This window comes from Nonomuraea sp. NPDC051191 (genome assembly GCF_044455665.1).
Taxonomy (GTDB): domain Bacteria; phylum Actinomycetota; class Actinomycetes; order Streptosporangiales; family Streptosporangiaceae; genus Nonomuraea.
Map to the genome: position 1 here is coordinate 68,006 of NZ_JBITEZ010000015.1, position 25,883 is coordinate 93,888.

Below are 25,883 nucleotides of genomic sequence, written 5' to 3' on the forward strand. Positions count from 1 at the left end.
CATTTTCTTCGGATGACGGGCACAACGGCGAGCCGTCCCCGCCGGGCGCGACATCTCCGCGACACTGGCATTCGCCGGCGCGGCCCCGATTCCGCGCCGCCCGACCTTGGGGGTGTGTCATGGCCCTGTCCAGACGTGCGGTCATCGCCGGGGTCGGCGCGCTGGCCGCGCTCCCGCCGGCCGCCGCCGACGCCTCGGGCCCGGCCCGGGACGAACGCTTCTGGGCGGACGTGGCCGGGCAGTTCCGGGTCAGCGGCGACTTCGTCAACCTGGAGAACGGCTACTACGGGATCATGCCCGAGCCGGTCCGGCGCGCCTACCACCGCAACGTCGACGACCTCAACGCCCGCAACTCCCACCTGCTGCGCACGGCGTACAAGGCCAGGGCGGACGAGGTGCGCGACCGTATCGCCGGGCTGCTCGGCGTCGCCCGCGACGAGATCGCGCTCACCCGGGGCGGCACCGAGGCGCTGCAGAACCTCATCTCCGGCTACCGGCGGCTGCGGCCGGGCGACGCCGTGCTCTACGCCGACCTGGACTATCCCGCCGCCCAGCACACCATGAACTGGCTGGCCGGGCGGCGCGCGGCCACGGTCGCCCGGTTCGTCCTCCCCGAGCCCGCCACCCGGCAGGCGGCGCTGGACGCCTACGAGCGGGCGCTGCGCGCCAATCCCCGGGCCCGGCTGCTCCTGCTGTCGCACGTGAACAACCGCACGGGCCTGGTCCTGCCGGTGCGCGAGATCGTCGCCATGGCTCGCGAGCGCGGCGTGGACGTCGTCGTGGACGCCGCCCACTCCTGGGGGCAGCTCGACTTCACCCTGCCCGACCTTCGCGCCGACTTCGCCGCGTTCTCGCTGCACAAGTGGATGGGCGCGCCGCTCGGCACCGGGTTCCTCTACATCCGCCGGGAACGGCTGGCCGACGTCGAGCCCGTCTTCGCCGACGAGAGCTTCCCGGCCGGCGACATCCGTTCGCGGGTCCATTCGGGCACCATGGACGTCGCGGCGCCGCTCACCGTCCCCGACGCCCTCGACTTCCATCAGCGGCTCGGCGCCGCCGTCAAGCAGGCCCGGCTGCGGCACCTGCGCGACCGCTGGGTGAGCCAGGTCCGCGACCTGCCCGGCCTGGAGATCCTCACCCCGGACGAACCCGGCATGTACGGCGCGATCACCGCCTTCCGCATCACCGGCCGCACCTCCACCGCCGACAACGAGGCCATCGCCGCCACCCTGCTGGACACCTACGGCCTCTACACGGTCGCCCGGACGGGCATGGCCGGCGGCGACGCCGTCCGGGTCACCCCGGCCCTGTACACCTCGACGGCGCAGGTGGACCGGCTGGCGGCGGCGTTGAAGCGGCTGACCCCGCGACTGCGGGCCTGAGCCGCGCTTGACAGCTCACCGATATGCCCGACTAGGTTAGATATATGAACAGTTCTTCAGACGACCACGTGTTGTCCGTGGACGGGTGCGCGGTCAAGGTGGTCGACGCCGACCGCGTCGCGGCCGTGCACGAGCGCATGCCCGCCGCCGAGGACCTGACCGACACCGCCGACGTCTTCGGCCTGCTGTCCGACCCCAACCGCCTGAAGCTGCTGGTCGCCCTGCTGGACGGCGAGCTGTGCGTGTGCGACCTGGCGGCGGTGACCGGGCAGAGCGAGTCGGCGGTCTCCCACGCGTTGCGCCTGCTGCGCGCCCACCGCATCGTGGCCGCCCGCCGCTCGGGCCGGATGGCCTACTACCGCCTTGAGGACCCCCACGTACGGATGCTGCTGGACCTGGCGCTGGCCCACACCGAGCACACCGAGGCCATCCACCCCGAACGGGAGGGCGGGCACTGATGGGCACGGGTCACGGGCACGGGCACGCCGGAGCCCGCCACCGTTGGCGGCTGGCGGTCTCCTTCGTCCTGATCGGCGGATTCTTCCTGGTCGAGCTGGCCTACGGCCTGATCTCCGGGTCGCTGGCCCTGATGTCGGACGCCGGGCACATGGCCGCCGACGTCGTCACCCTCGGCGCGGCCCTGGTCGCCACCAGGATCGCCGGCCGCCCCGACACCACCGGACGGCGCAGCTACGGCTCCTACCGGGCCGAGGTGTTCGCCTCGCTGCTGGCCGTCGTGCTGATGCTCGGCGTCGCCCTGTACGTCGTGATCGAGGCCGTCGGCCGCATCGGCGCGGGCGCCGAGGTCTCCTCCGGGCCGATGCTCGTCGTCGGCGCCGTCGGCCTCGTGGTGAACCTCGTGGCCCTGCTCCTGCTGCGCTCGGGGGCCGGCGAGAGCCTCAACGTCAAGGGCGCCTACCTGGAGGTGGTGGCCGACACCGCCGGCTCGGTCGGCGTCATCGCGGCCGGCTGGCTGGTGGCCGCCACCGGGCAGGCGTTCTGGGACACCGTCGTCGCGCTGGCCATCGGCGTGTTCGTGGCCGTCCGCGCCGTCTCGCTGGGGCGCCAGGTCTTCGCCGTCCTGGGGCAGCACGTGCCGGAGGGCGTCGACGCCGCCGCCGTGGCGGCCGACCTGGCCGCCGTCGAGGGCGTACGCGACGTGCACGACCTGCACCTGTGGACGCTCACCTCCGGCATGAACGTGGCCACCGCCCACCTGGTCACCGCCGAGCCCGGCGACAACCACGCCGTCCTGGACCGGGCCCGCGACGTGCTGCGACGGCGCCACCACATCGCGCACGCCACGCTGCAGGTGGAGCCGGTCGACCATCAGGGCTGCGACGAGCTGGGCTGGTAGCGGACGGCGCGAGGCCCCTCCCGTTACAGGAAACCCCTGTCCGACATCGGACGACTCAGATTCTTCCCACAGGTTGATTTGTCGGCTTATGTATTCTCCTGGGCCGCTGAATCGGGAAAGACACCTGTTTATCTGAGTTCGAGGAGCTTGTATGCGCATCACCCTGCGCAGAGGCACCTTCCGCGTCCTCGCGACGGCCGCGGCACTGTCCCTGCCCCTGGCTCTCCTCCCGGCCGCCGCCCAGGCGGAACCCACGCCTGGGCCGGCCGAGAAGAAGCTGATCGAGTCGGTCACCGCCCCCGCGGTGAAGAAACACCTGCAGGCATTGCAGAACATCGCCAATGCCAACAACGGCAACCGCGCCGCCGGCACCAGCGGTCACCTGGCCTCGCGCGACTACGTCGTCGGCAGGCTCAAGAAGGCCGGCTACAACGTCACCCTCCAGCCCTTCGACATCGCCTACTTCGAGGAGAAGTCGACGGCGCTCATGGAGCGCGTCTCCCCCGGCCCGCGCGTCTTCACGCCGACCCCGCCCGACGGGTCCTCCGTCGGCGAGTTCGCCACCATGACGTACTCCGGGAGCGGCGAGGTCACCGCGTCCCTGCAGAACGTCGACCTCGTCCTGCCGCCCGGCCCGACGCCCAGCACCTCCAACTCCGGGTGCGAGGCCGCCGACTTCGCCGGGTTCACGCCGGGCAACATCGCGCTGCTGCAGCGCGGCACCTGCGACTTCGTGGTCAAGGCGACCAACGCCCAGGCCGCCGGGGCCGTGGCGGTGATCGTCTTCAACGAGGGCCAGCCGGGCCGTACCGCGACCCTGCGGGGGAACCTCGGCACGCCCGTCACCATCCCCGTGGTGGGCACCAGCTTCGCCGTCGGGCAGGAGCTGGCCTCGGCCGCCACCGTGGTGCACCTCAAGACCGACACGGTCAGCGAGCTGCGCACCACCTACAACGTCATCGCCGACTCCAAGTGGGGCGACCCGAACAAGGTCGTCATGTCCGGCGCCCACCTCGACTCCGTCCCGGCCGGGCCCGGCATCAACGACGACGGCTCAGGCACCGCCGCCACGCTCGCCGTCGCCGAGGCCCTGGGCAAGATCCCGACCCGCAACCGGCTGCGCTTCGCCTGGTGGACCGCGGAGGAGCTGGGCCTGCTCGGCTCGATCCACTACGTGGAGACCCTGCCCGCGGCAGAGCTGTCCAAGATCAAGCTCTTCATGGACTACGACATGCTCGGCTCCACCAACTACGCCTTCAAGATCTACGACGGCGACGACTCCGACGGCGTCGGCGCCCCCGCGGGCCCGCCCGGATCGGACGAGATCGAGAAGCTCTACGAGAAGTACTTCGACCTCCTGCACCAGGGGCACAACGGCACCGACTTCGACGGCCGCTCGGACTACGGCCCGTTCATCGAGGCCGGCATCCCCTCCGGCGGGGTCTTCACCGGCGCCGAGGGCATCAAGACGCCCGAGGAGGCCGCGATCTTCGGCGGCACCGCGGGACAGCCCTACGACCCCTGCTACCACCAGGCCTGCGACACCACCGCCAACATCAACGACAAGGCGCTCGCGCTGAACACCGGCGCGATCGCCACGGCGGCCGTCGTCTACGCCTACAGCCGCGACCTGCCCGGCCCCGACACCGCCCGCCCGGCGGCCAAGGCCCGCGCCGCGACGACCACGCTCAAGGCGACCATCGAAGGCAGGGAAACCCGCTGAACCCGTCCTTTCCGTGCGCCCGTGCCGGGCGCACGGAAAGAACCTTCACCATATAGATAGATTTGTCCAGTACGTTGATCGACGAGCATTTTGCGGAGAAACTAGAGAAACGCCATATTTTCTTTCTCGCGTCCACCCGCTGGAATGGCAGCAAGACCAGCGACACACTGCTTCATCGGACGCCAGAAAGGCGGCGCAATGGAAGTACTCGCTCAAGTCTCCGGCAACATCACCGCCATCGGCTACGGCCTCGCCGCGATCGGCCCCGGCATCGGGGTCGGCATCATCTTCGGACAGGGTGTGCAGGCCATCGCCCGCCAGCCAGAGGCGTATCCACTGATCCGCCAGAACATCCTTCTCGGTTTCGTCCTCACCGAGGCGCTGGCCCTGATCGGGCTGGTCGCGCCATTCATCTTCCAGTTCCTCAAGTAATCGCCGCCTTCGGAACGTGAATGGCGAACTCACGCTGAAGACGGGTGGCGGTGACCGTTCAGGAGTCACGCCACCCCTACGACGGAGTGACTGGCAGCAGCGTTTCCCGGTTGCCCGCGTCCTCAGGCGCCGGTGTCAGCCGGAGACGAAGGCGGCGCTGTGATCGGCCGCCCAGGTGAGGAACGTACGGGGACCACGTCCCAGCACCAGCTCGACGTCACGAGTGAGCCGGGCGTTGCCGTCCCGCGCCACCAGCCGGGAGCCGTCGACCGCGACGTCGGCGAACTCGGGATCCACCCCGGCGGCGATCAGCTGCGTGCGGTAGACCTCCAGTGGCAGGTCCACCGTCTCGACGGCCCGCCCTAGCGTCTCCCCCAGCGCCTTGGCCATGTCCCGGACGCCGAGCAGTTCGGGCCCGGTCAGCGTGAGGACGGTCCGTACGTGCGCGTCGGACGTCAGCGCCGTCACCGCCACCTCGGCCACGTCCCGCGGATCGACGACCCCCTGCCTGCCCTTGCCCGTCGTGTTCGGCACCGGCTGCCCCTGCCGGACCTGGGGAGCCCACCTCAAGGCGTTGGAGGCGAAGCTGGACGGCCGCAGTATCGTCCATTCCAGCTCACCCGCGCGCAACGCCCGCTCTCCGGCCAGATGCCAGTCCCCGACTCTGGCACCCCCATGCTCCTCTCCCGTGCCGATGGCCGAGACCTTCACCACCTTCCGCACCCCCGCAGCCTGCGCCGCCATGACCATCGCCTCGTCATGCCGAGCGAGCCACGGGCCCGGGGCACTGAGGAGGAACATGGCGTCGGCACCGCGCGCCGCTGCGGCCAACGACCCAGGATCGTCGAAATCCCCCTGGACGACTTCCACCCCCGGCAACGCCTCGACCTTCGACGGCGTCCGCGTCATCGCCCGGACACGCTCACCCTGGCCCGCCAGCAGCCGGACCACCTCACCGCCGACCGTGCCCGTGGCACCTGTGACAACAATCATGCGCCCCACCCTGTCACCCTGCCCACCAGCCCTTATAGGAATTTTCGGCACGCACGCGCATCTCGTGGCCCGGCTACCGTGTGGTCATGAGCATCGAGGTCTCGAAGACCGTGCCGGACGGTCTGCGGTCGCTCGTCAAGGCGGTGAGCGTGCTGAGGGCGGACGATCCCGCAGCGGGTGAGCGGCCGCCGCTCGTGCACCTCCCCGACCCCGACACATCCCTGATCTTCCGTACGACCTCCGCCGGGCGGAGCGACCTGCTCGTGATCGGCCCGCGCACGCGCGCCTCGTACCACGTCGGCAAGGACCTCCCGTTCTGCCTGCGGTTGCGGCTGCGTCCCGGCGCCACCCGGCCGTTGCTCGGCGTCCCGGTGAGCGAGGTCGTGGACCGGGTGGTCCCCCTCAGGGAACTGTGGGGCGCCTCCGCCGACCCGCTGGACGCCGCCCTGGCGTACGCGGGCGGTGACGACGGCCTGGCACTCAAGCACCTGGAGGCCGCACTGTCGGCCAGGACCTCGGCGGACGGGGTGAGGGTCGAACTGGTCCAGGCCGCCGTCCAAGCGCTGCGCGGTCGTGCGCGCGAGCGACGCGAACCGCTGCCCGCCATCGCCCGCCACCTCGCCGTCAGCGAACGCCACCTGCGCGCCCTTTTCGCCGACGCCGTCGGCCTGTCGCCCAAACGCTACGAACGCATCGAACGCGTCCGTCAAGCCCTCGCCCTCGCTCGTGCCGACGGCCCCCGTTGGGCCGACCTGGCCACGGCCACCGGCTACTACGACCAGTCCCACATGACGGCCGAGTTCCGCACGCTGATGGGCGTCACCCCGGCCGCCTACTTCGAAGGCCACCTGCCCGCCCTCCAACCCTGCTGACAGGCTCGCGGCGCAGACTTCGGATCGCGCCGACGCCACCACTCCATCCCGCGGTACCGGCACATCGTCGCTCCCAGCGCAAGCCGGACCACGATCCCACCATCTTCCTCGGTGACAGAAGCCGGCCCGGACACCCGGTCCAACAGTCAGATCTGCCGCTTCGAGGTCACCGACATCGGCTGCACGATCAAGGGCGGCAGCAATGGCCTCGGCAACAACCCCGTACAGTCCACCTGCGTCAATTACTTCACCGACATCCATGGCGTGATGAAGACCGTCGGCAAGGACATCCACAAGAAATGAACCTTTTGGGCCCGTCCTTTCTGTGGCGCACATGCTGCGTCCTGGTGTTGGCCGTCGCCATCTCCATGGTGGCTGGAATACGGCAGTCGCGGCCGGCCGAGCCGCCCTTTCCCGGGCAGATCGACACGGTCGAGGTGGAAGGACGCGTCCTCATCCTTCAGGCGGTCAGCCTGGCGATCCCCACGAAATGCCTCAAGACCGACGAAGCCCAAGCTGTCGAGTCCGAGACAGTCGTCCGGGTCCGGGTGATGATTCGCAATGTCTGCCCGGCATCCGAGCGCACGCTGCTGGAGAAGTGGCGGGAGGAGTTGTGGCCGCGCGCCCGCCTCGACACGGGCGTCGGGGCCGTCGACGTGGCCGTCACACTCGACCGCCCCTTGGGGCGCAGGAAGGTCCTCGACGAGGAGGGCCGCGAGATCCGGGTCTGCCCGATCACGGGCTCGCGACTGAAGACCATGCAACAGTGCCTGACGAACGTGCGGGCACCGCATCAGCGATCTGCCCGCCCGGGGTGACCGTGTGTATGCGCTCGCTGGTCGGGGTGACGTGCTCGCGTCCGTCGCCCCGGCTGAGGCGGCGGACAACTCGTGCGCGGTGGTGTGCCGCGGTGATGGACCTGCGGCACACCACCCCCATCTGACGTGCGAAGTTCTCAGCGAACCGGGAGGCCGGTGACGGCGCGGCCGATGATGAGCCGCTGGATCTCGCTCGTCCCTTCGAAAATGGTGTAGATCTTGGCGTCGCGGTGGAATCGCTCGACAGGGTGTTCCCGGGTGTAGCCGGCGCCGCCCAGGATCTGGATCGCCTGCTCGGTCACCCACACCGCCGTCTCCCCCGCCACCAGCTTCGACATCGACCCCTCGGCCTGCTCGAACGGCCTGCCGTTGCGGGCCATCCAGGCCGCCCGCCAGGTCAGCAGGCGGGCCACGTCGACGCGGGTCGCCATGTCGGCGAGCAGGAACGCGATCGCCTGGTTGTCGCCGATCCGGCGGCCGAACTGCTCGCGTTCGCGGGCGTAGTCCCTGGCGTACTCGAAGCCCGCGCGGGCGATGCCGACGGCCATCGCGGCCACCGACGGGCGGGTGGTCTCGAACGTGCGCATCGCGGTCTGGCCGCCGGCGCGCTCGCCGTTGCGGACCTTGGCCAGGCGGGCGTCCAGCTTCTCCTTGCCGCCCAGCAGGCACGATCCGGGCAGGCGCACGTCCTCCAGGATCACCTCGGCGGTGTGCGAGGCGCGGATGCCGTGCTTGCGGAACTTCTGCCCCATCGCCAGGCCGGGCGTGCCGGGCGGGACGACGAAGCTCGCCTGCCCGCGGGTGCCCAGCGACGGGTCCACCGAGGCGACGACCACGTGGACGTCGGCGATGCCGCCGTTGGTGGCCCAGGTCTTGACGCCGTTCAGCACCCAGTCGCCGTTGTCGTGGACGGCGCGGGTGCGGATGGCGCCGATGTCGGAGCCGGCGTCGGGCTCGGAGGCGCAGAAGGCCCCGAGTTTCACGTCGTTCTCCGTGCCGAACATCTGGGGCAGCCACTCCCCCATCTGCTCCGGAGTGCCGTTCGCGGACAGCGCGGCGGCGGCCAGACCGGTGCCGACGATGGACAGGCCGATACCGGCGTCCCCCCAGAAGATCTCCTCGAACGCCACCGGCAGCGCCAGGCCGCTCTGCTCGAACCATTGGGTGGCGAAGAAGTCCAGCGAGTACAGGCCGATCTTGGCGGCCTCCTGGATCACGGGCCAGGGGGTCTCCTCGCGTTCGTCCCATTCGGCGCCCGCGGGGCGGATCACGTCGCGGGCGAACGCGTGAACCCAGTCGCGCACCTCGATCACGTCGTCACTGAGCTCCGGACAGAACCCGGTCATCGCGTCCACTCCCTGGCCGTTCCATTGTTACCGTTGGTAACAACCTACCGGCGAGTAGGGCTCGGCCGGAAGGTGCGAGGGTTCGGCGACTCACGGTAATGTTCTGGTCACCGTACGCCCAAGTCGATCGAGGAAGGCCGATGGACCGCCGGCTCGCCGCACTTCTCGCCGTCCTCGCGCTGGCGGCGGGATATCTGCTGCTCAGGCCGGTCGCCGGCGTCCGGGTCATCGCCTGGTTCGACGCCGCCGTGGGGCTGTATCCGGGCTCCGACGTACGCGTCCTCGGGGTGCGGGTCGGCCGGGTCACCGCGGTCAGCCCGGCGGGCGCGAAGGTCCGGGTGGAGCTGGCCCTCGACGCCGGGCGCAGGGTCCCGGCCGACGCGCAGGCCGTCATCGTCGCGCGGTCGCTGATCGCCGACCGGTTCGTGCAGCTCACGCCGCCGTACCGGGGAGGGCCTGTGCTCCATGACGGCGGCACCCTGCGTGAGACCCGCTCCCCGGTCGAGATCGACGAGGCGTTACGCGGCTACGACCAGCTCGCCGCGGCCCTCGCCCCGCCGGGTTCTCCGCGGCCAGGCGGGGCGGGCGAGCGCGGCGCGCTGGCGCGGTTGCTGCGGGTCTCGGCGGGCACGTTCGGCGGCCAGGGCGAGACGGTGGGCGCCACCGTGCGCGGCCTGTCCGACGCGGCTTCCGTGCTGGCGGGAGACGGCGACGACCTGGCCCGTACGGTGCGCGATCTCGCCACGATCACCGGCGCGATGGCCCGCGACGACGCGCGCATCCGGGCGTTCATGAAGGACCTGGCGGGCGTGTCGGCGCAGCTCGACGGCGAGCGCGGGGAGCTGCGCGCGGTGCTGCGCGAGCTGTCCTCCACGCTCACGCAGGTCGCGGACTTCGTCGAGGACAACAGGGGTGAGATCGCCGCCAACTCCCGCGATCTCGCCCACCTCACCACCCTGCTGGTACGCCAGCGCGCCTCCATCGGCACGTTCCTCGACGCCGCGCCGCTCGCCCTGAACAACGCGAACAACGCCTACGACCCGGCGAGCGCGACGTTCCGGGCCCGGTTCAACCTCAACGGCCAGACCGACGACGTCGCGATGTGGCTCTGCTCGCTGGCCCACTCCATGGACAGCGGCTGCGAACCGCTGCTCGGCGCGCTCAACCCCTTGGCGCGGGCCCTCAACGACGCGGTGGCGATCGACACGTCGTGGCTGCTGCCCGATGTGCGTGTCGATCGCCCCGATCTGTCGCTCGGCGGGCTGGTCACGATCCCCTGACCGGCCCCGCCGGGTCAGTGTCCCGTGGGGGCCGGGCGGCGGGCGGAGGCGAGGACGGCCAGGGCCGCCACGCCCATGCCGATCGCCAGGCCGTACACGAGCGGGATGAACCCGCCGAAGGCGGCCGCGAGCTGGGGGCCGACGCTGCCGCCGACGGCGAGGGCGAAGGAGAACAGGGCGAGCGCCGTGCCGCGGGCCGGTCCGGCCTGGGCGGAGATGGCCTCGTTCATGCTGGGCAGGCCGCCGGTGATGCTGGCGACGTACACGGCCAGCAGGAGCACCAGGCCGAGCGCGCCGGCTCCGGTGAACGCGACGGCTACCAGGGCGAGCCCGCCCATGACCAGGAACGCGGTGGCCCTGGCCGTGGTGGGGATCCGGGCCAGCCACGGCATGAGCGCCGGCATCAGCACGATCGAGGGCAGTCCGGAGGCGCGCAGCGTGAGCAGGCCGGCGGGTGATGTGCCGCCGTAGATCTGCAACCCGGTGTAGACGGCGACGAACCCGGCCATCAGCATCACCGTGGCCACGTAGCGCAACGCCAGCACCCGGTCGAACAGCAGACCGGGCACCGCCCGGTAGGCCGACAGCAGCGACCCCGCCGACTCGCGCGGCAGGTCGGGCAGCATGACCGCGCGCAGGCCGAGCCCGGCGAGGGCGAATCCGGCGGCCGACAGCAGGAACAGCCCCCGCCAGCCGACCGTCTCGACCAGCACCTGCGCGGCCACCTGCAACAACACGGCCGAGGCGAGGAAGGCGCCGGTCACCGCGGCGATGGCGACCACGCGGCGCCGCGGCTCAAGCCGTTCGGCCAGGTACGCCATGCCGGCGGGCGGGAACATCGCCACCGCCACCCCCTGGACGGCCCGTAGCACGAGGGCCATCTCGGGGTTCGGGCTCAACGCCACCAGCGCGCTGGTCAAGGCCGCGAGCGGCAGGCCGGCCATCAGCAGGCGGCGGCGGCCGTACCGGTCGGACAGCGGGCCGAACACCAGGAACCCGACTCCGTAGCCGGCGCCGAACGCGGTGACCAGCCAGGTCAGGCCGCCGGGCGAGGTGTGCCAGCCGGTCGCCATGTCGTGCAGCAGGGGGATCACGATGTACAACTGCCCGCTGCACAGGACAGCGGTGAGGGTGAACGCCAACAGGGTGCGGCCGAAACGGGCGTAGTCGGTACGGACGGCCGGGGCGGCCTCCGTACGGGGAAGAGTCAGTGCCATGGCAGAGGACGGTAGCCAACCAACTAGTTGGACGTCAACTAGATAGTTGGTTTACAACCAACTAGTTGTTCGTGGCAGAATGAAGGCATGTCACCCAAGGTCTCGACCGCCGCCACCAGGGCCGCCCTGCTGGAGGCCGCCCGCGAGGAGTTCGCCGCGTACGGCGTGGCGGGGGCGCGCGTGGATCGCATCGCGGAACGCGCCGGCGTCAACAAGGAGCGCATCTACGGGCATTTCGGCAACAAGGAGAAGTTGTTCGACGCCGTCATCAACGAGGCGCTCGACGACCTGACGTCGCAGATCGCCCTGCCCGGCGCCGACCCCGTCGACTACGTGGCCCGGCTGACCGACTACTACCGGCGCCACCCCGACCTGGTGCGGCTGCTGATGTGGGAGGCGCTCAACTACCGCGGCCAGGAGCTGCTGCCCGGCCAGGAGGCCCGGGTCGAGCGGTGCGCGCGCAAGGCGGCGTCGCTGGCCGAGGGGCGCGGCGAGGAGCCGTCCAAGGCGACGGCGCGCACGCTGTTCACGCTGACCGGGCTGGCCCTGTTCCCGGCGATGATGCCACAGCTCGGGCGGATCATCCTGGGCGACGAGGCCGACGACCACGACGCCCTGCGCGACCAGCTCACCGCCTTCGTGACCGCAGCCCTCAAGTAGCCCCGACCGACCGAAGCTCCCGTGAACGAAGGGCCCCTCGCGCGCGAAGGGCCCGGCGCGGGTGAAGGACCGCCCTGGCCGGAGGGCCTCGCACAGCCCCAGGCGGCTCGTGGGTGTTTGTGGGGCGGTCAGGGGCCGGACGGGCGGGGCAGGGTGAGCATCGGAGGGCGTTCGCCGATGGCGACATGGCGGGTCAGTATGTCGTGGCCGCCCTCGCACCGGCGGAACTGCGCCAGCTCCACCCCCGGCACATGCCGCCCCTCGATCTTCCCCTGACGCCGCAGCCGCGACCACGCCGCCAGCATGATCTGGGCCGCCATCCCGCCGAGCGCCTCGGTCGACTGCGGGGCGTGCTCGCGCGAGCCCAGGTCCACCTGGGCCAGGCCGTCGAGCCCGGCCAGGTCCAGCAGGTCGATGAGCAGGCCGAGCTCCACCCCGTACCCGGTGAGGAACGGCACGCGTTCCAGGGCCGAGCGGCGGCCGGCGTACTCGCCGGCGAGCGGTTGCACGAACCCGGCCAGTTCCGGCCAGTGCAGGTTGATCAGAGGACGGGCGACCAGCTCGGTGACGCGGCCGCCGCCGGTGGGAGCACCGTTCAGCGGACGGTCGTAGCAGCCCTTGGCGTAGGCGACCGTGGGATCGGTGAGCAGCGGGCCGAGCAGCCCGGCGACGAGCGAGGCGTGGAAGTGCCTGATGTCGGCGTCGGCGAAGGCCACCACGTCGCCGGAGGTGACCGCCAGCGACTTCCACAGCGCCTCGCCCTTGCCCTCCAGCGGTGCGAGTTCGGGCAGGATGTCCCGTTGGGCGTGCACGGCGGCCCCGGCCCGGGCCGCGACGCGGGCGGTGTCGTCGGCCGAGCACGAGTCGATGACGACGATCTCGTCCACGAGGCCGTCCAGCTCGCGCCGGATGACCTCGACGATCTCCCCCACGGTCTCCCGTTCGTCACGGGCCGGGAGGACCACGCTCACCGTGGTGCTCCCCTTGGCCGCCACGAGGTCGGGCAGCGGCCAGTCCGCGGCGCACGACGTTCGGCGATGCCACCATTTCCGCACATCAGGCAGCATGTGCGACACCTCCCCCGTTACCCCCGCATGTCAGCTTATGCGAGGGTCGCGTGGCGCTCCAGGAAGGTATAGACGTCCGCCTCGTCCACGCCAGGGAACGACCCTGGCGGCAGGGCGGCCAGGATGTGCGAGTTGGCCCGCGCGGACGGCCAGGCGTACCCCTCCCAGCGTTCGGCCAGCTCGGTGGGCGGACGGCGGCAGCAGTCGCCGTTGGGGCAGCCGGACTTGGTGCGGTTGGTGGTCTCGCGGCCCCGGAACCACCGCGACTCCCGGTACGGCACCCCCAAAGTGATGGCGAAGTCCCGTTCCCGCGACGGATCGACGTGGGCGACGCAGAAATAGGTACCGGTGGGCGAGTCGGAATACTGGTAGAACACCGAGAACCGGTCGGGCGAGGCGAACACCTGCCGCCCCGACCACTGCAGGCACATCCGCTGCCCCTCGATGGCCCCCTGCTCGTCGGCGGGGAAGACGATGCCGTCGTTCTCGTACGCCTTGTAGATGGTGCCGCCGGCGTCGTTGCGCACGAAGTGGCAGACGAGACCGAGGTGATGGGTGGCCAGGTTGGTGAAACGGTGGGCGGCCATCTCGTACGAGACCGCGAACACGTCGCGCAGGTCCTCCACCGACAGCGCCCGCGCCGCCTTGGCCTCCTGGAGGTAGGGGGCGGCGGCCCGCTCGGGCACGAGCACGGCGGCGGCGAAGTAGTTGGCCTCGGTGCGCTGGCGCAGGAAGTCGGCGAAGTCCCGCGGCTTGCCGTGGCCCAGCGCGAGGTGGCCGAGCGTCTGGAGCAGGATCGTGCGCGGGGTGTGCATGCCGAGCTGCTCGTGCTTGACGTAGATGCGCCGGTTGCGCAGGTCGGTGATGGAACGCACCGAGCGCGGCAGGTCCTGGGCGGTGTGGACGGTGTAGCCGAAGTGCGTGACCAGGCCCTGGATCGTGCTCTGGGACAGGGCGCCGGTGCGGTAGCCGACGGCGTCGAGCGCCTCGGCGGCGGCCTTCTCGATGTCGGGGAAGTAGTTGCCCACCTCGCGCTGCCTGCGCCGCAGCTCGGCGTTGGCGGCCCTGGCCTCCTCGGGCGTGGCGGTGCCGCGGGCCTGCCGGGCGCGCAGCTCGCCGTAGAGGCCGAGCAGGTGTTCGAGCACGTCGTTGGGCACGCGCGCGGACACCTTGAGCCGGGGCAGGCCGAGCCCGGCGTAGATGGGGTCGCGCTGCGCCTCCTCCAGCGCTATTTCGAGCTGGGCGCGCCGGTTGGGCGGCTGGCGGCGCAGCAGCTCCTCGACGGGGACACCCAGCGCGGTCGCCAGGGACTTGAGCAGCGAGAGCTTGGGCTCGCGCTTGCCGTTCTCGAGCAGCGACAGCTGGCTGGGCGCCCTGCTGACGCGCGAGCCCAGGTCCGACAGGGTGAGGCCGCGCTGTTTGCGCAGGTGGCGCAGGCGCTGGCCGAACGCGAGCAGATCGAGCTCCTGCGTCAAAGACAGCGGTTCTTCGCCTAGCAGGGACGCCATGAAGGCATCTTAGACAGAAATTCGGCCCATTTTCTAGCCTTTGGGCACTCGGGGCATGCCGCAGCGGGACACGAGAGCCAGGTGCGGTTCCAGAGAGCGAGTGGTCTAGTCCAACAGGAAAACTTGCGTTTTCTTCTCAGTTGAATACCCACGAGTAATGCACACATCGGAAACTTTGGACGTTCTTCTTCCAGATGGAGCCTGTTGACACCGGCTCTCCGGGCAGATGATCGGGGTGAGCCCCAGGGGACGACAAAGGAGCGAACGATGAACGATCGCCTCAAGGGAGCTGCGGAGCAGCTGCAGGACAAGTGGCACAACGACCCTCGCTGGGCGGGGGTCGAGCGCACCTACAGCGCGCAGGACGTGGTGCGGTTGCGGGGCAGCGTCCAGGAGGAGCACACGCTGGCCCGGCTCGGCGCCGAGCGGCTCTGGGACCTGCTGCACACCGAGGACTACGTCAACTCCCTCGGCGCGCTGACCGGCAACCAGGCCGTCCAGCAGGTGAGGGCCGGCCTGAAGGCGATCTACCTGTCCGGCTGGCAGGTGGCCGCGGACGCCAACCTCGGCGGCCAGACGTACCCGGACCAGAGCCTCTACCCGGCCAACTCCGTGCCCGCGGTCGTGCGCCGGATCAACAACGCGCTGCTGCGCGCCGACCAGATCACCTGGTCGGAGGGCGCGCCGGACGCGCCGCACTGGCTGGCGCCGATCGTGGCCGACGCCGAGGCCGGGTTCGGCGGCGTGCTGAACGCGTTCGAGCTGATGAAGGGCATGATCGCGGCCGGTGCCGCGGGCGTGCACTGGGAGGACCAGCTCGCCTCCGAGAAGAAGTGCGGCCATCTGGGCGGCAAGGTGCTGATCCCGACCGGCCAGCACATCAAGACGCTCAACGCCGCGCGGCTGGCCGCCGACGTGTGCGGCGTCCCCTCACTGATCGTCGCGCGGACCGACGCACAGGCCGCGACGCTCCTGACCAGTGACGTGGACGCCCGCGACCAGGCCTTCACCACCGGCGAGCGCACCGCCGAGGGCTTCTACCGGGTGCGCAACGGCGTGGACGCCTGCATCGCCCGCGGCCTGGCCTACGCGCCGTACTCCGACCTGCTGTGGATGGAGACCGGCACGCCGGACCTGGACGTGGCCCGCGAGTTCGCCGAGGCGATCAAGGCCCGCTACCCGGACCAGCTGCTGGCCTACAACTGCTCGCCGTCGTTCAACTGGAAGAAGCATCTGGACGACTCCACGATCGCCAAGTTCCAACGCGAGCTGGGGCACATGGGGTACAAGTTCCAGTTCATCACGCTGGCCGGGTTCCACTCGCTGAACTACTCGATGTTCGACCTCGCCCAGGGGTACGCCGCCGACGGCATGACGGCGTACGTCGAGCTCCAGGAGGCCGAGTTCGCCGCCGAGGCCCGCGGCTACACCGCGACCAGGCACCAGCGCGAGGTCGGCACCGGCTACTTCGACCTGGTCAGCACGGCCGTCGCGCCCGACTCCTCGACGACCGCGCTCAAGGGCTCGACCGAAGAGGAGCAGTTCCACCACTGATCCCGCGATCTCGCCGGCCACCTCCAGGGCATGGGATGGTTCCCCCGGCGAAGGGCCGCGCCGGCTCCCCCAGCCCGGCGCGGCCCCTTTTCCTGCCTGCCGTGCGTTCAGCCGCCCTCCCGGGCCCAGGACGGCAGGTCCTGCCGCTCGGTGATGTCGCGGACGAGCTGGGCGTGCGCGTCCTCGGCCTGCTGCCTGGTGGACCAGTGCAGGCTCAGCACCTCCTCGCCGCCCGTCCCTGGATCGGCGCCGGGGGGCGACAGTCGTACGGTCGACTCGAACAGCAGCGGCACCGTGCCGCCGTCGGCCTGGTCGAGCACCAGGTGCAGGGTGCGGACGCGGAACGTTCCCGCGGCGGTGCCGACGCGGTCGTCGCCGATCGTCCGCCCGGCGCGGTCGGCCAGCAGCTCCTGCGCCCGTGCCGGGCTGATGGGGTTGCCCTCTATGTCGTAGTAGCTCATGTACGGCCTCGCTCTCGGGTGCGGTGGAGAGACCACACCTCCTCCGCTCACCTCGATCATGAGGCATGCGCGGTCAGGACGCTCCGGTGGCCGTCGGGGTGGCCGGGTCGGGCGACTCGCCAGGGCCGTCCTGGGGGATCGTGCTGATCGAGACCGACGGCCGCGGGCAGTGAGGGCCCCCGGCCCCGCGGCGGCGACCGGCCGCTCCGGCACAGGGACCGGCCTCCTCCCCACCCGGATCGCCCACGTGGACGGCCGGCCGGGCGCCGGTGGGCGTCATGGTGGACCGCTCGGTGGAACGGACGCTGACGTACGGCCGCACGACCACGGGATCGGGCGCCGGCGAGCCGCCGCCGAGGCTCAGGGCGTCCCCGCCCGAGGCGGCGATCACGGTGACGGCCGCGAGGGAGACCGTGGCCAGCGCCGCGAGGCCGGCGTGCGACAGGTGTGCTCCGGCCTTCGCCCTGCTCCTGCGCCTGGGCCCGGACGTCGTGACGGGGGACCCCGCCGGGTACGGCACCTCGGCCCAGCTTCCGTCCAGGACGTCGCCGACCGCCTGGCGCAGGTCCCACGGATCGCCCACGCCGCCGGACGCCAGCAGCGCCCGCAGCAGGTCGGCCGACCGGGGACGGGAGCCCGGGTCCTTGGCCAGCGCCGCTTCGACGGCCGGGCGCAGCAGGGCAGGCACGCCGTCCAGGCGCGGCGGGTCGAACAGGATGCGCCGGGCCGGCACGTCCGTCTCGCCGCCGCCGAACGGATGGTGGCCGCTCGCGGCGAAGGCCACCAGGCAGCCCCAGGCGAACACGTCCGAGGGCGGCAGCGCCGGGCCGCCGGTCAGCCGCTCGGGCGCCACCCAGCCGGGGCTGCCCATGATGTGGCCGGCCCGGGTGTGGGCGGCGTGGGTGTCCACGTCGCAGGCGATGCCGAAGTCGATGACCCGCGGCCCCCTGGACGACAGCAGCACGTTGCCGGGCTTGAGATCGCGGTGCACCAGACCGGCCTCGTGCACCGCGACGAGCGCGGCGGCCACCCCGAGCGCGACGCCGTAGGCGAGGTCGGGCGTGAGCGCTCCGGCGGCCCTGACCACCTCCGACAGCGCGGGCCCCGGGATGTACTCGGTGACCAGGTACGGGCGGTCGCCGTCGGTTCCGTCCTCGATGACGGCGGCGGTGCAGAAGGGCACCAATCTGCGGGAGAAAGCCACTTCCTTGGCGAAACGCGCCCGTAACGTGGCATCGTGGAGGTGCACCGGATGCGGCGTCTTGAGCGCGACCAGGCCCCCTCGCGGGTGTTCGGCCAGGTACACCACCCCCATCCCGCCCGCCCCCAGACGGCCGAGGAGAAGGTACCGGCCGATGACGACCGGGTCGCCCACCGTAAGCGGTCGCACGCCAGAAGGCATGTCGCTTGCACCACGCGCCATCCGGGCCTCGCCTCTCCTGTGTGGGACACGGCAAGGCACACTGTGGCGAGATCCGGGGGCCCTTTTCGCGCGTTTTGCGCAAGGGGTATCGGAGGTAAGACGTTCATGCCCGGAGGGTGAGTAAGGGCTGGGGTGGAACGTTCTGAAGTGGCTTTTTGTGGTTGGCGAGCTTTCGACCATAAGGGAGTCAGGAGGCCAGTGCGCGGGCCTCGTCGGCCTCGACCTCGCGGTTCCAGTCGTTCTTGACCGCCCGCCAGCCCTCGTCGTCCACGCCGAGGCGCCAGTAGCCGGAGATGGACAGCCGCGCCATCGGGACGCCTCGATCCAGCCGCAGGTGACGCCGGAGCTCCTTGACGAAACCGGCCTCGCCGTGCACGAACGCGTGCACGTCCTCCTCGGGGAACTCCAGCGCGCGCACCGCCTCCACCAGCGCCCGGCCGACCGGCCGCTCGCCCCGGTACAGCCAGGTGATCCGCGCGTCGGCCGCCGTGCCGAGCTTCAGCTCGTCCTCCGGGCCGTCCACCTCCAGCAGGACGTGGGCGAGAGCCCCTTCGGGCAGCGCCTCCAGGGAGGCCGCGATGGCCGGCAACGCGCTCTCGTCGCCCACCATGAGGTGCCAGCCGGCCTCGGGGTCGGGCACGTAGCCGCCGCCGGGGCCCAGCAAGAGCACGACGTCGCCGGGCACGGCCGTGGCGGCCCACGGACCGGCCAGGCCCTTGTCGCCGTGATGGACGAAGTCGAGGGTCAGCTCAAGGGCGTCGGGGTCCCACGCGCGCACGGTGTAGGTGCGCAGACGCGGCCAGAACTCGCGCGGCATCGTCTCGCGCACGTGCTTGACGCTGAAGGGCTCGGGGTACTCCACGCCCTCGTGCGGGAAGACGAGCTTCACGTAATGGTCGGTGAGCCCGCGGCAGGCGAAGTCGCGCAGGCCGTCGCCGCCGACCACGACGCGGATCATGTGCGGGGAGAGCCGCTCGGTCCGCAGGACGACGCCCCGATGGTGGTCCGTGGGCTTGTCAGCCATCACTTCAGCCCCCATGTGTTAGTTAGGTATACCTAACCTTACAGCGGGATTGACGGGCAAGGCCACCGCAAAGCCTGGACGCCTTCCTCAGCACACAACCCCAAGCTGCGACATATCAGGCCAAGCTACCCCGACACGCCCGGCCCAGTCAGGCCGCCGCCGAATCCCCCCGAGCCGCCGCCCGTGCCGCCGCGCGGGCCGCCCGGGCCGCCACGGCCTCCAGGAACGCCGACATGTGCCGGAAGGCCAGCCGCGCCTCCGGCAGGACGTCGGCCAGGATCGGGAACGCGTGCGGCATCCGCCGCCACTCCTCGTACCTGACCGGCACCCCCGCCATGCGCGCCCGCTCGGCCACCCGCCGCGCCTCGTCCCGCAGCACCTCCGTGGAGCCGGTGACGATCATCAGCGGCGGCAGCCCGGTGAAGTCGCCGTGCACCGGCGAGACGAGCGGGTCCCACGGGTCGAGCCCGCAGGTCCAGTGGCGGGCCAGCCAGCGCACCCGACCCGCCGGCAGCATGGGGTCCTGCCAGCGGTTGGCCCGGCGCGGGATGTCGGTCAGGTCCGCCCACGGCGACAGGCAGATCGCGGCGGCGGGCGTCGGCAGACCGCGGTCGCGCAGGGCCAGCAGGGTGGCCAGCGTCAGGTGACCGCCCGCAGAGTCCCCGGCGATGATGATGTCCTCGGCGGCGTGCCCGTTCCGCATCAGGCACTCGTAGGCGTCCAGCGCGTCGGCCAGGGAGTCGGCCAGCGGGTGCACCGGGCCCTGCCGGTAGTCCAGGGCGAGCACCGGCCGCCGGGCCACGGCCGACAGCCGCCAGGTGATGGGCCGGTGGGTGCGCGGCGAGCACGAGAAGTAGCCGCCGCCGTGGAAGTAGAGCAGCGCCTTGCGCTCGTCCACGCCCGGCCCCGCGCGGACCCACTCGCCGCCGCACTCCGGCCCGTCGGCCGGCGCGACGACGGCGTGCTCGGGCAGGTGCATGGGCATCAGCCGGGTCAGCTCGCCCAGGGCGGCCGCGCCGATCAGGGCCAGCGGATGACGCATCAGCACCGTGGAGGCCGGCTTCAGGGTGCCCCACATGACCGAGGTCAGGGCCCGGGCCTGCCAGCTCAAGGGGTAGTCGGGTGCTACGTCCTGGTTGATGCGCATCACGGTCCTCCACCCCTTATGTTCCCGAAACGCCCTCGGTCTACCGGCCAGTAGGGATCTCATCCCTTCTCCAGATATTCCGGATTTACGCGACGCCCCCCCGACGCACCCCGACGCCCCTCGACGCGCACGCCCGCCCGTGGCGGCGGCTCGTGCGACGTCGTCCCCGCTCCCCTGCCCTGCACCGCACGTCCCCACCGGCGCAGGCCGCCGGCGTTTATCTCGTTGCGGACCGCCGGGCCTCCGGCGGATAATTCCAGACTTCCGCCAGGCAGACCCGCGCACGGGCTCGGACACATTCGGTAAACATGTCCTCACTCTTCGGAGGTGTGCCACGATTCCCCTCTACGCCCGGCTCGTCCGGTACGGCTTCCGCAAACACGCCGTCTACGTCTGGGCCGCGCTCGCCGGCGCGTTCACCAACAGCGTGTTCGGCATCCTGCGCGCCTACGTCCTCATCGCCCTGTGGCAGGCCCGCCCCGGCCTGGCCGGCTACGACGTCACCGACGCCGTCACCTACTGCTTCGTCACCCAGGCCTTCATCGGCCCGATGATGCTGTTCGGCGGCGGCCTGCCCCTCCCCGAACGCATCCGCAGCGGCGACATCGCGCTCGACCTCGTCCGCCCCTCCTCGCTCCAGCTCTGGACGCTCGCCGAGGACCTGGGCCGGGCCGCGTACCTGTTCCTGGTGCGCGGCATCCCGCCGCTGCTGCTCGGCGCGGCCCTGTTCGGCGTCACCGCGCCCACCTCCCCCACCCGGTGGGCGGGGGTCCTGGCCGGCCTGCTCATCGGCGTGCTGATCAGCTTCGGCTGGCGCTACCTCGTCGCCCTGTCGGTCTGCTGGCTCGCCGACGACCGCGGCGTGGCCGTCCTGTCCCTGGTCCTGACCACGTTCTTCAGCGGCATGATGCTCCCCCTCCACCTGTTCCCTGGCCTGCTGGGCGAGCTGGTCAGAGCCCTGCCGTGGGCCTCCATGGTCCAGGCGCCCGCCGACCTCTACCTCGGCAAGGCTCCCGTGGGGCAGACGCTCGCCCTCCAGGCGTTCTGGGCCGCGATGCTGTTCGCGCTCGGCCTGCTGGCCACCCGTCTCGTCCGCCACAAGGTGGTGATCCAGGGTGGTTAGGACGTACTTCCTGCTGGCCTGGACCTGGACCCGCGCCGCGGCCGCCTACCGCGCCTCCTTCATCCTGATGCTCGTCTTCGGCCTGGCCACCGGCGCGATGGACGTCGCGGCCATCCTCGTCGTCTTCGCCAACACCGACGCCCTGGCCGGGTTCACCCGCGAGGAGGTCCTGTTCCTGTACGGCACGGCCAGCCTGGCCTTCACCGTCTGCGACACCTTCGTCAGCAACCTCGACCGCATCAGCCAGCACATCAAGGCCGGCACGCTCGACACGTTCCTCATCCGCCCGGTCCCGGCCTGGATCCAGATCGCCGCCGACCGTTTCGTCCCCACCAGGATCGGCCGCGTCGTCCAGGCGGTGGCCGTGCTCGCCTACGCCGTGGCCGCGCTCGGCCTCGACTGGCGGCGGGCCTGGATGATCCCCGTCATGATCGTCACCGGCATCGTCATCTTCGCCGCGCTCTGGACGCTGGCCGGCGCGCTCCAGTTCGCGCTGACCGACGCGCCGGAGGTGGCCAACTCCTTCACCTACGGCACCTACCAGCTCAACCAGTACCCCCTCAGCATCTACGCCCTCGACCTGGTCCGCGGCATCACGTACGCGCTGCCCCTGGCCTTCGTCAACTGGCAGCCCGGCCTCTACGTCCTGGGCCGGGACGACCCGTTCGGCACGCCCGGGTTCATGCGGTTCCTCGGACCGGCCGCCGCGCTGGTCCTCGCGCTGGCCGCCGCCGCGGCCTGGCGGCAGGGCATCAGGCACTACCGATCGACGGGGAGTTAGGGATGATCGAGCTGCTGCAGGCGGGACGTTCGTTCAAGGTCAAGCGCACCGTCGTGCACGCCGTGCGCGATCTGTCGTTCAGCGTGCCGGCCGGCGAGTTCGTCGGCTACCTCGGGCCCAACGGCGCGGGCAAGTCCACCACGATCAAGATGTTGTGCGGCATCCTCACCCCCACCTCGGGCTCGGTGCGGGTGGCGGGGCTCGACCCCTCGCGCCGGCGCACCACGCTCGCCCGCCGGATCGGCGTGGTGTTCGGGCAGCGGACGACCCTGTGGTGGGACCTGCCGCTCCGGGACAGCTTCGAACTGATCCGGCACCTTTACAAAGTAGATCGCGGAACGTTCCGGGCCCGGCTGACCGAGCTGACCGAGACCCTCGACCTCGGCGCCTTCCTGCGCACCCCGGTGCGCCAGCTCAGCCTGGGGCAGCGCATGCGCGGCGACCTGGCCGCGGCGCTGCTGCACGCCCCCGACATCCTGGTGCTGGACGAGCCCACCATCGGCCTCGACGTGGTCAGCAAGGCGAGCATCCGCGCCTTCCTCCAGCGGCAGAACGCCGAACGCGGCACGACCGTGCTGCTGACCACGCACGACCTCGGCGACATCGAGCGCCTGTGCCGCCGGATCATGCTGATCGACCACGGCCGGCTGACCTTCGACGGGACGCTGGCCGAACTCATGGCCACGGCCCCGGAGCAGACCACCATCGAGGACGTGGTGACCAGGCTCTACACCGGCGGTCAGTAGTAGCCGCCCTCCGGCGAGGTCTCGTAGTCGTCGTCGTCGAGGTCGTCGTGCCGGCGTGACCAGCGCGAGGGCATCAGCACGGGGATGAACAGGGCCACGCCGAGCAGGGCCAGCACGCCCGTGGTGAGCAGGATCTTGTCACCGGCGCCGGCGTCCCTGACGATCTGGTTCACCGACAGCTCGGCGGGGATGAGGGACAGCGCCCTGCCGGTGTCGAGGGCGTAGACGACCGTCCAGGCCAGCAGCACCATCGAGGGCACGAACGTGGCCAGCGGCGAGATCCGGCCGGCCACCACGAGACCCACGACCAGCCCGACGGCGGCCATGGCCCCCAGGGCGATCCACATCTTCTGGTTGTCGGGCGGCGGCGGTGTCGTCGCCGCACTGGCGAGGGCCTGCTGCACGGCCCATCCGCCACCGCCCAGGACGGCCACCGTGACCACGACGCCGATGAGCAAACCTGCTAAGTGCCGCAACGTTCTCACCCTCAAATGTCGACGCGCTCGGCACGACCCTAGCGACAAATGCCATTTTTGGACCAGGCATTGGCCGGCTCAGAACTAGGGGTCTCGCTCGACCGCGCCCCGTGAGACCATGTGGCACACATGCGTGCGCGACTTCCCCTCCGGCTCGCGCGGACGGCCGCCTTCGCCGCCGTCTGCGTGACCCTCGCTGCCCTCGCCCACGTGGTGGGCGGCGGCGGGCGTCCGGGGCCGTTGGCGGCGGCGCTGGGCCTGGCGGCGGTGTCCGGCCTGGGGCTGGCGCTGTCCGGCAGGGAACGGTCGGCGGCGACGATCAACATCGTGCTCGGGGTGGCGCAGTTCGGCCTGCACGAGCTGTTCGCGGGCGGCAGCCCGTCCTCCTACGTCTTCGAGCACGGTCATGGTCAGGGCCTGGCCGTCAACGCGGGCATGCTGCTCGCGCACCTCACGGCGACCCTGGTGACCGGCTGGTGGCTGTCGCGCGGCGAGATCGCGCTGTGGTCCCTGCTGCGCCGTCTCGGGCTGCGGCTCGTGCCGCCGCTGCTGCTCGCGGTCGTGCCCGCCGTGCGGCCGGGCGTGCCGGTCGTGCACACCAGGGTGGTCCCCCCGCAGCCGGGGTTCCGGCACCGGGTGGCCAGGCGTGGTCCTCCACTTCCCGCCTGACCTGCTGACACCCCTCAAACCCCTGTCTTCCGAAGTGGAGTTCCGTCATGTCCTTCGTCCGTCGTGCGGCGACCGTGCTCGCCGCCGCCACCGCCCTCACCGCCGCCCTGGCCGCGCCCGCGCTGGCCCACGTTTCCATCACCCCCGGCTCCGCCGAGCAGGGCGGGTTCACCAAGGTGGCCTTCCGGGTGCCCAACGAGCGCGACAACGCCTCGACGACCAAGGTCCAGATCAGCTTCCCCACCGACCATCCGCTGGCGTTCGTGTCGGTGAAGCCGGTGCCCGGCTGGGACGTCAAAGTCACCGAGGGCAAGCTGCCCAAGCCGGTCAAGACCGAGTACGGCGACCTGGAGGAGGCCGTCACCACGGTCGTGTGGTCCGGCGGCAAGATCAACCCGGGTGAGTTCCAGGAGTTCGAGGTGTCCATGGGCCAGTTGCCCAAGGACGTCGACTCGCTGACGTTCCCGACGAAGCAGACGTACTCGGGCGGCGAGGTGGTCGAGTGGGCCGACGCGCCCAAGTCCGACGGCACCGAGGCCGAGCACCCCGTCCCCACGCTGAAGCTCGTCCCGGCCTCCGGCGGTGACGAGCACTCCGCCGCGAGCACGCCGGCCTCGGCCGCGCCGGTCGCCGCCACGGGCCCGTCGGTGGCGCCGGTGGCGGCCGCGTCGGCCTCCGACGGCACGGCCCGCCTGCTGGGCGGCGCCGGGCTGGTCGTCGGGATCATCGGCGTCGTCGTGGGCGCCCTGGGCCTGCGCCGCCGGGCGGCCTGACCCCGGAACGCGGCGTCCCCGGCCGGGTGAGGAACCCGGCCGGGGACGCGCCTCCCGGTCAGGACGTGATGTCCTTGCCGGAGAAGCGCGCCCAGGCGATCGAGCAGAACAGCACGATGTAGGCGCCGAAGGCCAGCAGCCCGTCCCGCAGCGCCGACAGGTCCATCGGGCTGCGCAACACCGCGTCGAAGCTGGTGAACCTGGTCGGCAGCAGGTACGGCGTCACCGCGCTCAGCTCGGGGAAGGCCCGCAGCACCTGGCAGACGATCACCAGCACGAGCGTGGCGGCCACGGCCCCGATGGACACCTCGGTGAACGTCGACAACGCCAGCGCGACGGCCGCCAGCGCCGCCATGCCCGCCCCGACGTAGCCGACGGCGACGAGGATGCGCAGCAGCCCCTCGCCCATCGAGATGGTGGTGCCCGACAGCAGCGTCACCGGCCCGACCGGGAACAGGATCAGCCCGGTGACCAGCGCCGACAGCGCCACCACCACCGTGACGGCGTAGGCGAAGACGACCGCGTTGAGGTATTTGACGGCCAGCAGCCGGGTGCGTCCGGCGGGCGCGGCCAGCAGGTAGCGCAGGGTGCCGCCGCCCGCCTCCCCGGCCACCGAGTCGCCCGCGACCACGCTGACGGCGACCGGCATGAGCAGCAGCACGAGGAACGAGAAGGCGACGAACGTCAGCATGAGGCTGTTGCCCGCCACGTTCTGGATGAACCCGCCCATCCCATCGGAATCGTCGCCGCCGAACGCGCGCAGGGCGAGGCCGAGGACGGCCGGCACGGAGGCGAGCACGGCCAGCATCATCAGGTTGCGCGGGCGGCGGAAGGTCAGGCCCAGCTCCGAGCCGAGCAGCCGCCAGAACGCCCCCCTCGCCCGCCTCGGCCCGTCGGCGGCGTCCGGCGTGGAGCCCTGGCCCGTGCCCTCCACGGCCTCCGCAGCGGTCAGGGCCGGGTCCGCGTCCGGGATGCGCCGTTCGGCGGTGCGCAGCGTCTCGGTGACGGGCACCAATCCGGGCGTGCGTCCCCGGCGGGTCTCAGTGGCCCG

General features: G+C 71.4%; 27 protein-coding genes. 16 read left to right on the forward strand and 11 right to left on the reverse strand.

Going from position 1 to position 25,883, the window contains the following annotated elements; all coding sequences use genetic code 11:
• Positions 1-119 precede the first annotated feature (119 nt).
• The 5 genes from ACIA8R_RS37970 to atpE all read left to right on the forward strand — a co-directional run bounded on the left by ACIA8R_RS37970 (position 120) and on the right by atpE (position 4,894).
• Entirely contained in the window at positions 120-1,382 is a 1,263-nt protein-coding gene (locus tag ACIA8R_RS37970) for an aminotransferase class V-fold PLP-dependent enzyme (RefSeq protein WP_397042431.1), read from the forward strand.
• A gap of 44 nt (positions 1,383-1,426) precedes the next feature.
• Positions 1,427-1,840, forward strand: coding sequence for an ArsR/SmtB family transcription factor (locus tag ACIA8R_RS37975; protein ID WP_397042432.1), 414 nt, complete (start codon positions 1,427-1,429; stop codon positions 1,838-1,840).
• On the forward strand, positions 1,840-2,739 hold the full coding sequence (locus tag ACIA8R_RS37980; protein ID WP_397042433.1) for a cation diffusion facilitator family transporter: 900 nt from the start codon (positions 1,840-1,842) through the stop codon (positions 2,737-2,739). Before ACIA8R_RS37975 ends, ACIA8R_RS37980 begins: the two co-directional genes overlap by 1 nt.
• A gap of 151 nt (positions 2,740-2,890) precedes the next feature.
• Positions 2,891-4,462 (forward strand): M28 family metallopeptidase, encoded by a 1,572-nt coding sequence (locus ACIA8R_RS37985; RefSeq protein ID WP_364104094.1) that lies wholly within the window; start codon positions 2,891-2,893, stop codon positions 4,460-4,462.
• A gap of 198 nt (positions 4,463-4,660) precedes the next feature.
• Positions 4,661-4,894, forward strand: a complete 234-nt coding sequence (gene atpE / locus ACIA8R_RS37990; protein ID WP_357696054.1) for an ATP synthase F0 subunit C — start codon at positions 4,661-4,663, stop codon at positions 4,892-4,894.
• Positions 4,895-5,029: 135 nt separating this feature from the next.
• Here the strand turns inward: atpE and ACIA8R_RS37995 are convergent, their stop codons facing one another.
• A complete protein-coding gene (locus ACIA8R_RS37995; RefSeq protein WP_397042434.1) occupies positions 5,030-5,887 on the reverse strand; it encodes an NAD(P)H-binding protein in 858 nt (285 codons plus the stop codon).
• A gap of 86 nt (positions 5,888-5,973) precedes the next feature.
• Here ACIA8R_RS37995 and ACIA8R_RS38000 point away from each other — a divergent pair, with 86 nt between their 5' ends.
• The 3 genes from ACIA8R_RS38000 (at position 5,974) to ACIA8R_RS38010 (ending at position 7,577) form a co-directional block, all read left to right on the forward strand.
• Complete coding sequence (locus ACIA8R_RS38000; RefSeq protein WP_397042435.1) at positions 5,974-6,759, forward strand: helix-turn-helix domain-containing protein; 786 nt, start codon at positions 5,974-5,976, stop codon at positions 6,757-6,759.
• Between the two features lie 111 nt (positions 6,760-6,870).
• Positions 6,871-7,062, forward strand: a complete 192-nt coding sequence (locus ACIA8R_RS38005) for a hypothetical protein (protein WP_397042436.1) — start codon at positions 6,871-6,873, stop codon at positions 7,060-7,062.
• A gap of 44 nt (positions 7,063-7,106) precedes the next feature.
• The gene (locus ACIA8R_RS38010) at positions 7,107-7,577 is read left to right on the forward strand and encodes a hypothetical protein (protein WP_397042437.1); all 471 of its coding nucleotides are present in this window, start codon (positions 7,107-7,109) and stop codon (positions 7,575-7,577) included.
• Positions 7,578-7,714: 137 nt separating this feature from the next.
• Here the strand turns inward: ACIA8R_RS38010 and ACIA8R_RS38015 are convergent, their stop codons facing one another.
• Positions 7,715-8,923: an acyl-CoA dehydrogenase family protein gene (locus tag ACIA8R_RS38015; protein WP_397042438.1), complete on the reverse strand. Its 1,209-nt coding sequence runs from the start codon at positions 8,921-8,923 to the stop codon at positions 7,715-7,717.
• A gap of 140 nt (positions 8,924-9,063) precedes the next feature.
• Here ACIA8R_RS38015 and ACIA8R_RS38020 point away from each other — a divergent pair, with 140 nt between their 5' ends.
• Complete coding sequence (locus tag ACIA8R_RS38020; RefSeq protein WP_397042439.1) at positions 9,064-10,203, forward strand: MCE family protein; 1,140 nt, start codon at positions 9,064-9,066, stop codon at positions 10,201-10,203.
• A 14-nt stretch (positions 10,204-10,217) separates the two neighbouring features.
• On the opposite strand, the gene ACIA8R_RS38025 is transcribed toward ACIA8R_RS38020, so the two are convergent.
• A complete protein-coding gene (locus tag ACIA8R_RS38025) occupies positions 10,218-11,420 on the reverse strand; it encodes an MFS transporter (protein ID WP_397042440.1) in 1,203 nt (400 codons plus the stop codon).
• A gap of 87 nt (positions 11,421-11,507) precedes the next feature.
• Here ACIA8R_RS38025 and ACIA8R_RS38030 point away from each other — a divergent pair, with 87 nt between their 5' ends.
• Positions 11,508-12,080 carry a TetR family transcriptional regulator gene (locus ACIA8R_RS38030; protein WP_364104117.1) on the forward strand — a complete coding sequence of 191 codons (573 nt, stop codon included), beginning with the start codon at positions 11,508-11,510 and terminating at the stop codon, positions 12,078-12,080.
• 128 nt (positions 12,081-12,208) lie between these two features.
• Here ACIA8R_RS38030 and ACIA8R_RS38035 read toward each other — a convergent pair whose 3' ends face one another.
• Both ACIA8R_RS38035 and ACIA8R_RS38040 read right to left on the reverse strand, forming a co-directional pair.
• Positions 12,209-13,147, reverse strand: coding sequence for a glucosyl-3-phosphoglycerate synthase (locus tag ACIA8R_RS38035; RefSeq protein WP_357696038.1), 939 nt, complete (start codon positions 13,145-13,147; stop codon positions 12,209-12,211).
• A gap of 35 nt (positions 13,148-13,182) precedes the next feature.
• Entirely contained in the window at positions 13,183-14,655 is a 1,473-nt protein-coding gene (locus ACIA8R_RS38040; RefSeq protein WP_364104120.1) for a helix-turn-helix domain-containing protein, read from the reverse strand.
• Positions 14,656-14,922: 267 nt separating this feature from the next.
• On the opposite strand from ACIA8R_RS38040, the gene aceA reads away from it, so the two are divergent.
• Positions 14,923-16,209, forward strand: coding sequence for an isocitrate lyase (gene aceA, locus ACIA8R_RS38045; RefSeq protein WP_357696034.1), 1,287 nt, complete (start codon positions 14,923-14,925; stop codon positions 16,207-16,209).
• Positions 16,210-16,316: 107 nt separating this feature from the next.
• On the opposite strand, the gene ACIA8R_RS38050 is transcribed toward aceA, so the two are convergent.
• From ACIA8R_RS38050 to ACIA8R_RS38065, 4 genes are all read right to left on the reverse strand, one after another.
• On the reverse strand, positions 16,317-16,670 hold the full coding sequence (locus ACIA8R_RS38050; RefSeq protein WP_357696032.1) for a hypothetical protein: 354 nt from the start codon (positions 16,668-16,670) through the stop codon (positions 16,317-16,319).
• 73 nt (positions 16,671-16,743) lie between these two features.
• Entirely contained in the window at positions 16,744-18,060 is a 1,317-nt protein-coding gene (locus ACIA8R_RS38055) for a serine/threonine-protein kinase (protein WP_397042441.1), read from the reverse strand.
• Between the two features lie 220 nt (positions 18,061-18,280).
• Positions 18,281-19,117 (reverse strand): siderophore-interacting protein, encoded by an 837-nt coding sequence (locus ACIA8R_RS38060; RefSeq protein WP_357696029.1) that lies wholly within the window; start codon positions 19,115-19,117, stop codon positions 18,281-18,283.
• A 148-nt stretch (positions 19,118-19,265) separates the two neighbouring features.
• Positions 19,266-20,264: an alpha/beta hydrolase gene (locus ACIA8R_RS38065; RefSeq protein WP_357696027.1), complete on the reverse strand. Its 999-nt coding sequence runs from the start codon at positions 20,262-20,264 to the stop codon at positions 19,266-19,268.
• A 427-nt stretch (positions 20,265-20,691) separates the two neighbouring features.
• Between ACIA8R_RS38065 and ACIA8R_RS38070 the strand changes: the two genes are divergently transcribed.
• The 3 genes from ACIA8R_RS38070 to ACIA8R_RS38080 are packed head-to-tail and all read left to right on the forward strand — an operon-like array spanning position 20,692 to position 22,914.
• A complete protein-coding gene (locus ACIA8R_RS38070; RefSeq protein WP_397042442.1) occupies positions 20,692-21,387 on the forward strand; it encodes an ABC transporter permease in 696 nt (231 codons plus the stop codon).
• Positions 21,380-22,168, forward strand: a complete 789-nt coding sequence (locus ACIA8R_RS38075; protein ID WP_397042443.1) for an ABC transporter permease — start codon at positions 21,380-21,382, stop codon at positions 22,166-22,168. Before ACIA8R_RS38070 ends, ACIA8R_RS38075 begins: the two co-directional genes overlap by 8 nt.
• A gap of 2 nt (positions 22,169-22,170) precedes the next feature.
• Positions 22,171-22,914 carry an ATP-binding cassette domain-containing protein gene (locus ACIA8R_RS38080; protein ID WP_397042444.1) on the forward strand — a complete coding sequence of 248 codons (744 nt, stop codon included), beginning with the start codon at positions 22,171-22,173 and terminating at the stop codon, positions 22,912-22,914.
• Here ACIA8R_RS38080 and ACIA8R_RS38085 read toward each other — a convergent pair.
• Positions 22,908-23,390 carry a hypothetical protein gene (locus tag ACIA8R_RS38085; RefSeq protein WP_364104140.1) on the reverse strand — a complete coding sequence of 161 codons (483 nt, stop codon included), beginning with the start codon at positions 23,388-23,390 and terminating at the stop codon, positions 22,908-22,910. The genes ACIA8R_RS38080 and ACIA8R_RS38085 overlap by 7 nt on opposite strands.
• 129 nt (positions 23,391-23,519) lie before the next feature.
• Between ACIA8R_RS38085 and ACIA8R_RS38090 the strand changes: the two genes are divergently transcribed.
• On the forward strand, positions 23,520-24,059 hold the full coding sequence (locus tag ACIA8R_RS38090) for an MFS transporter (RefSeq protein ID WP_357696017.1): 540 nt from the start codon (positions 23,520-23,522) through the stop codon (positions 24,057-24,059).
• 47 nt (positions 24,060-24,106) lie between these two features.
• Positions 24,107-24,832 carry a YcnI family protein gene (locus ACIA8R_RS38095; protein ID WP_357696015.1) on the forward strand — a complete coding sequence of 242 codons (726 nt, stop codon included), beginning with the start codon at positions 24,107-24,109 and terminating at the stop codon, positions 24,830-24,832.
• Between the two features lie 58 nt (positions 24,833-24,890).
• Here the strand turns inward: ACIA8R_RS38095 and ACIA8R_RS38100 are convergent, their stop codons facing one another.
• A complete protein-coding gene (locus ACIA8R_RS38100) occupies positions 24,891-25,844 on the reverse strand; it encodes an ABC transporter permease (protein WP_397042445.1) in 954 nt (317 codons plus the stop codon).
• Positions 25,845-25,883: the final 39 nt, after the last annotated feature.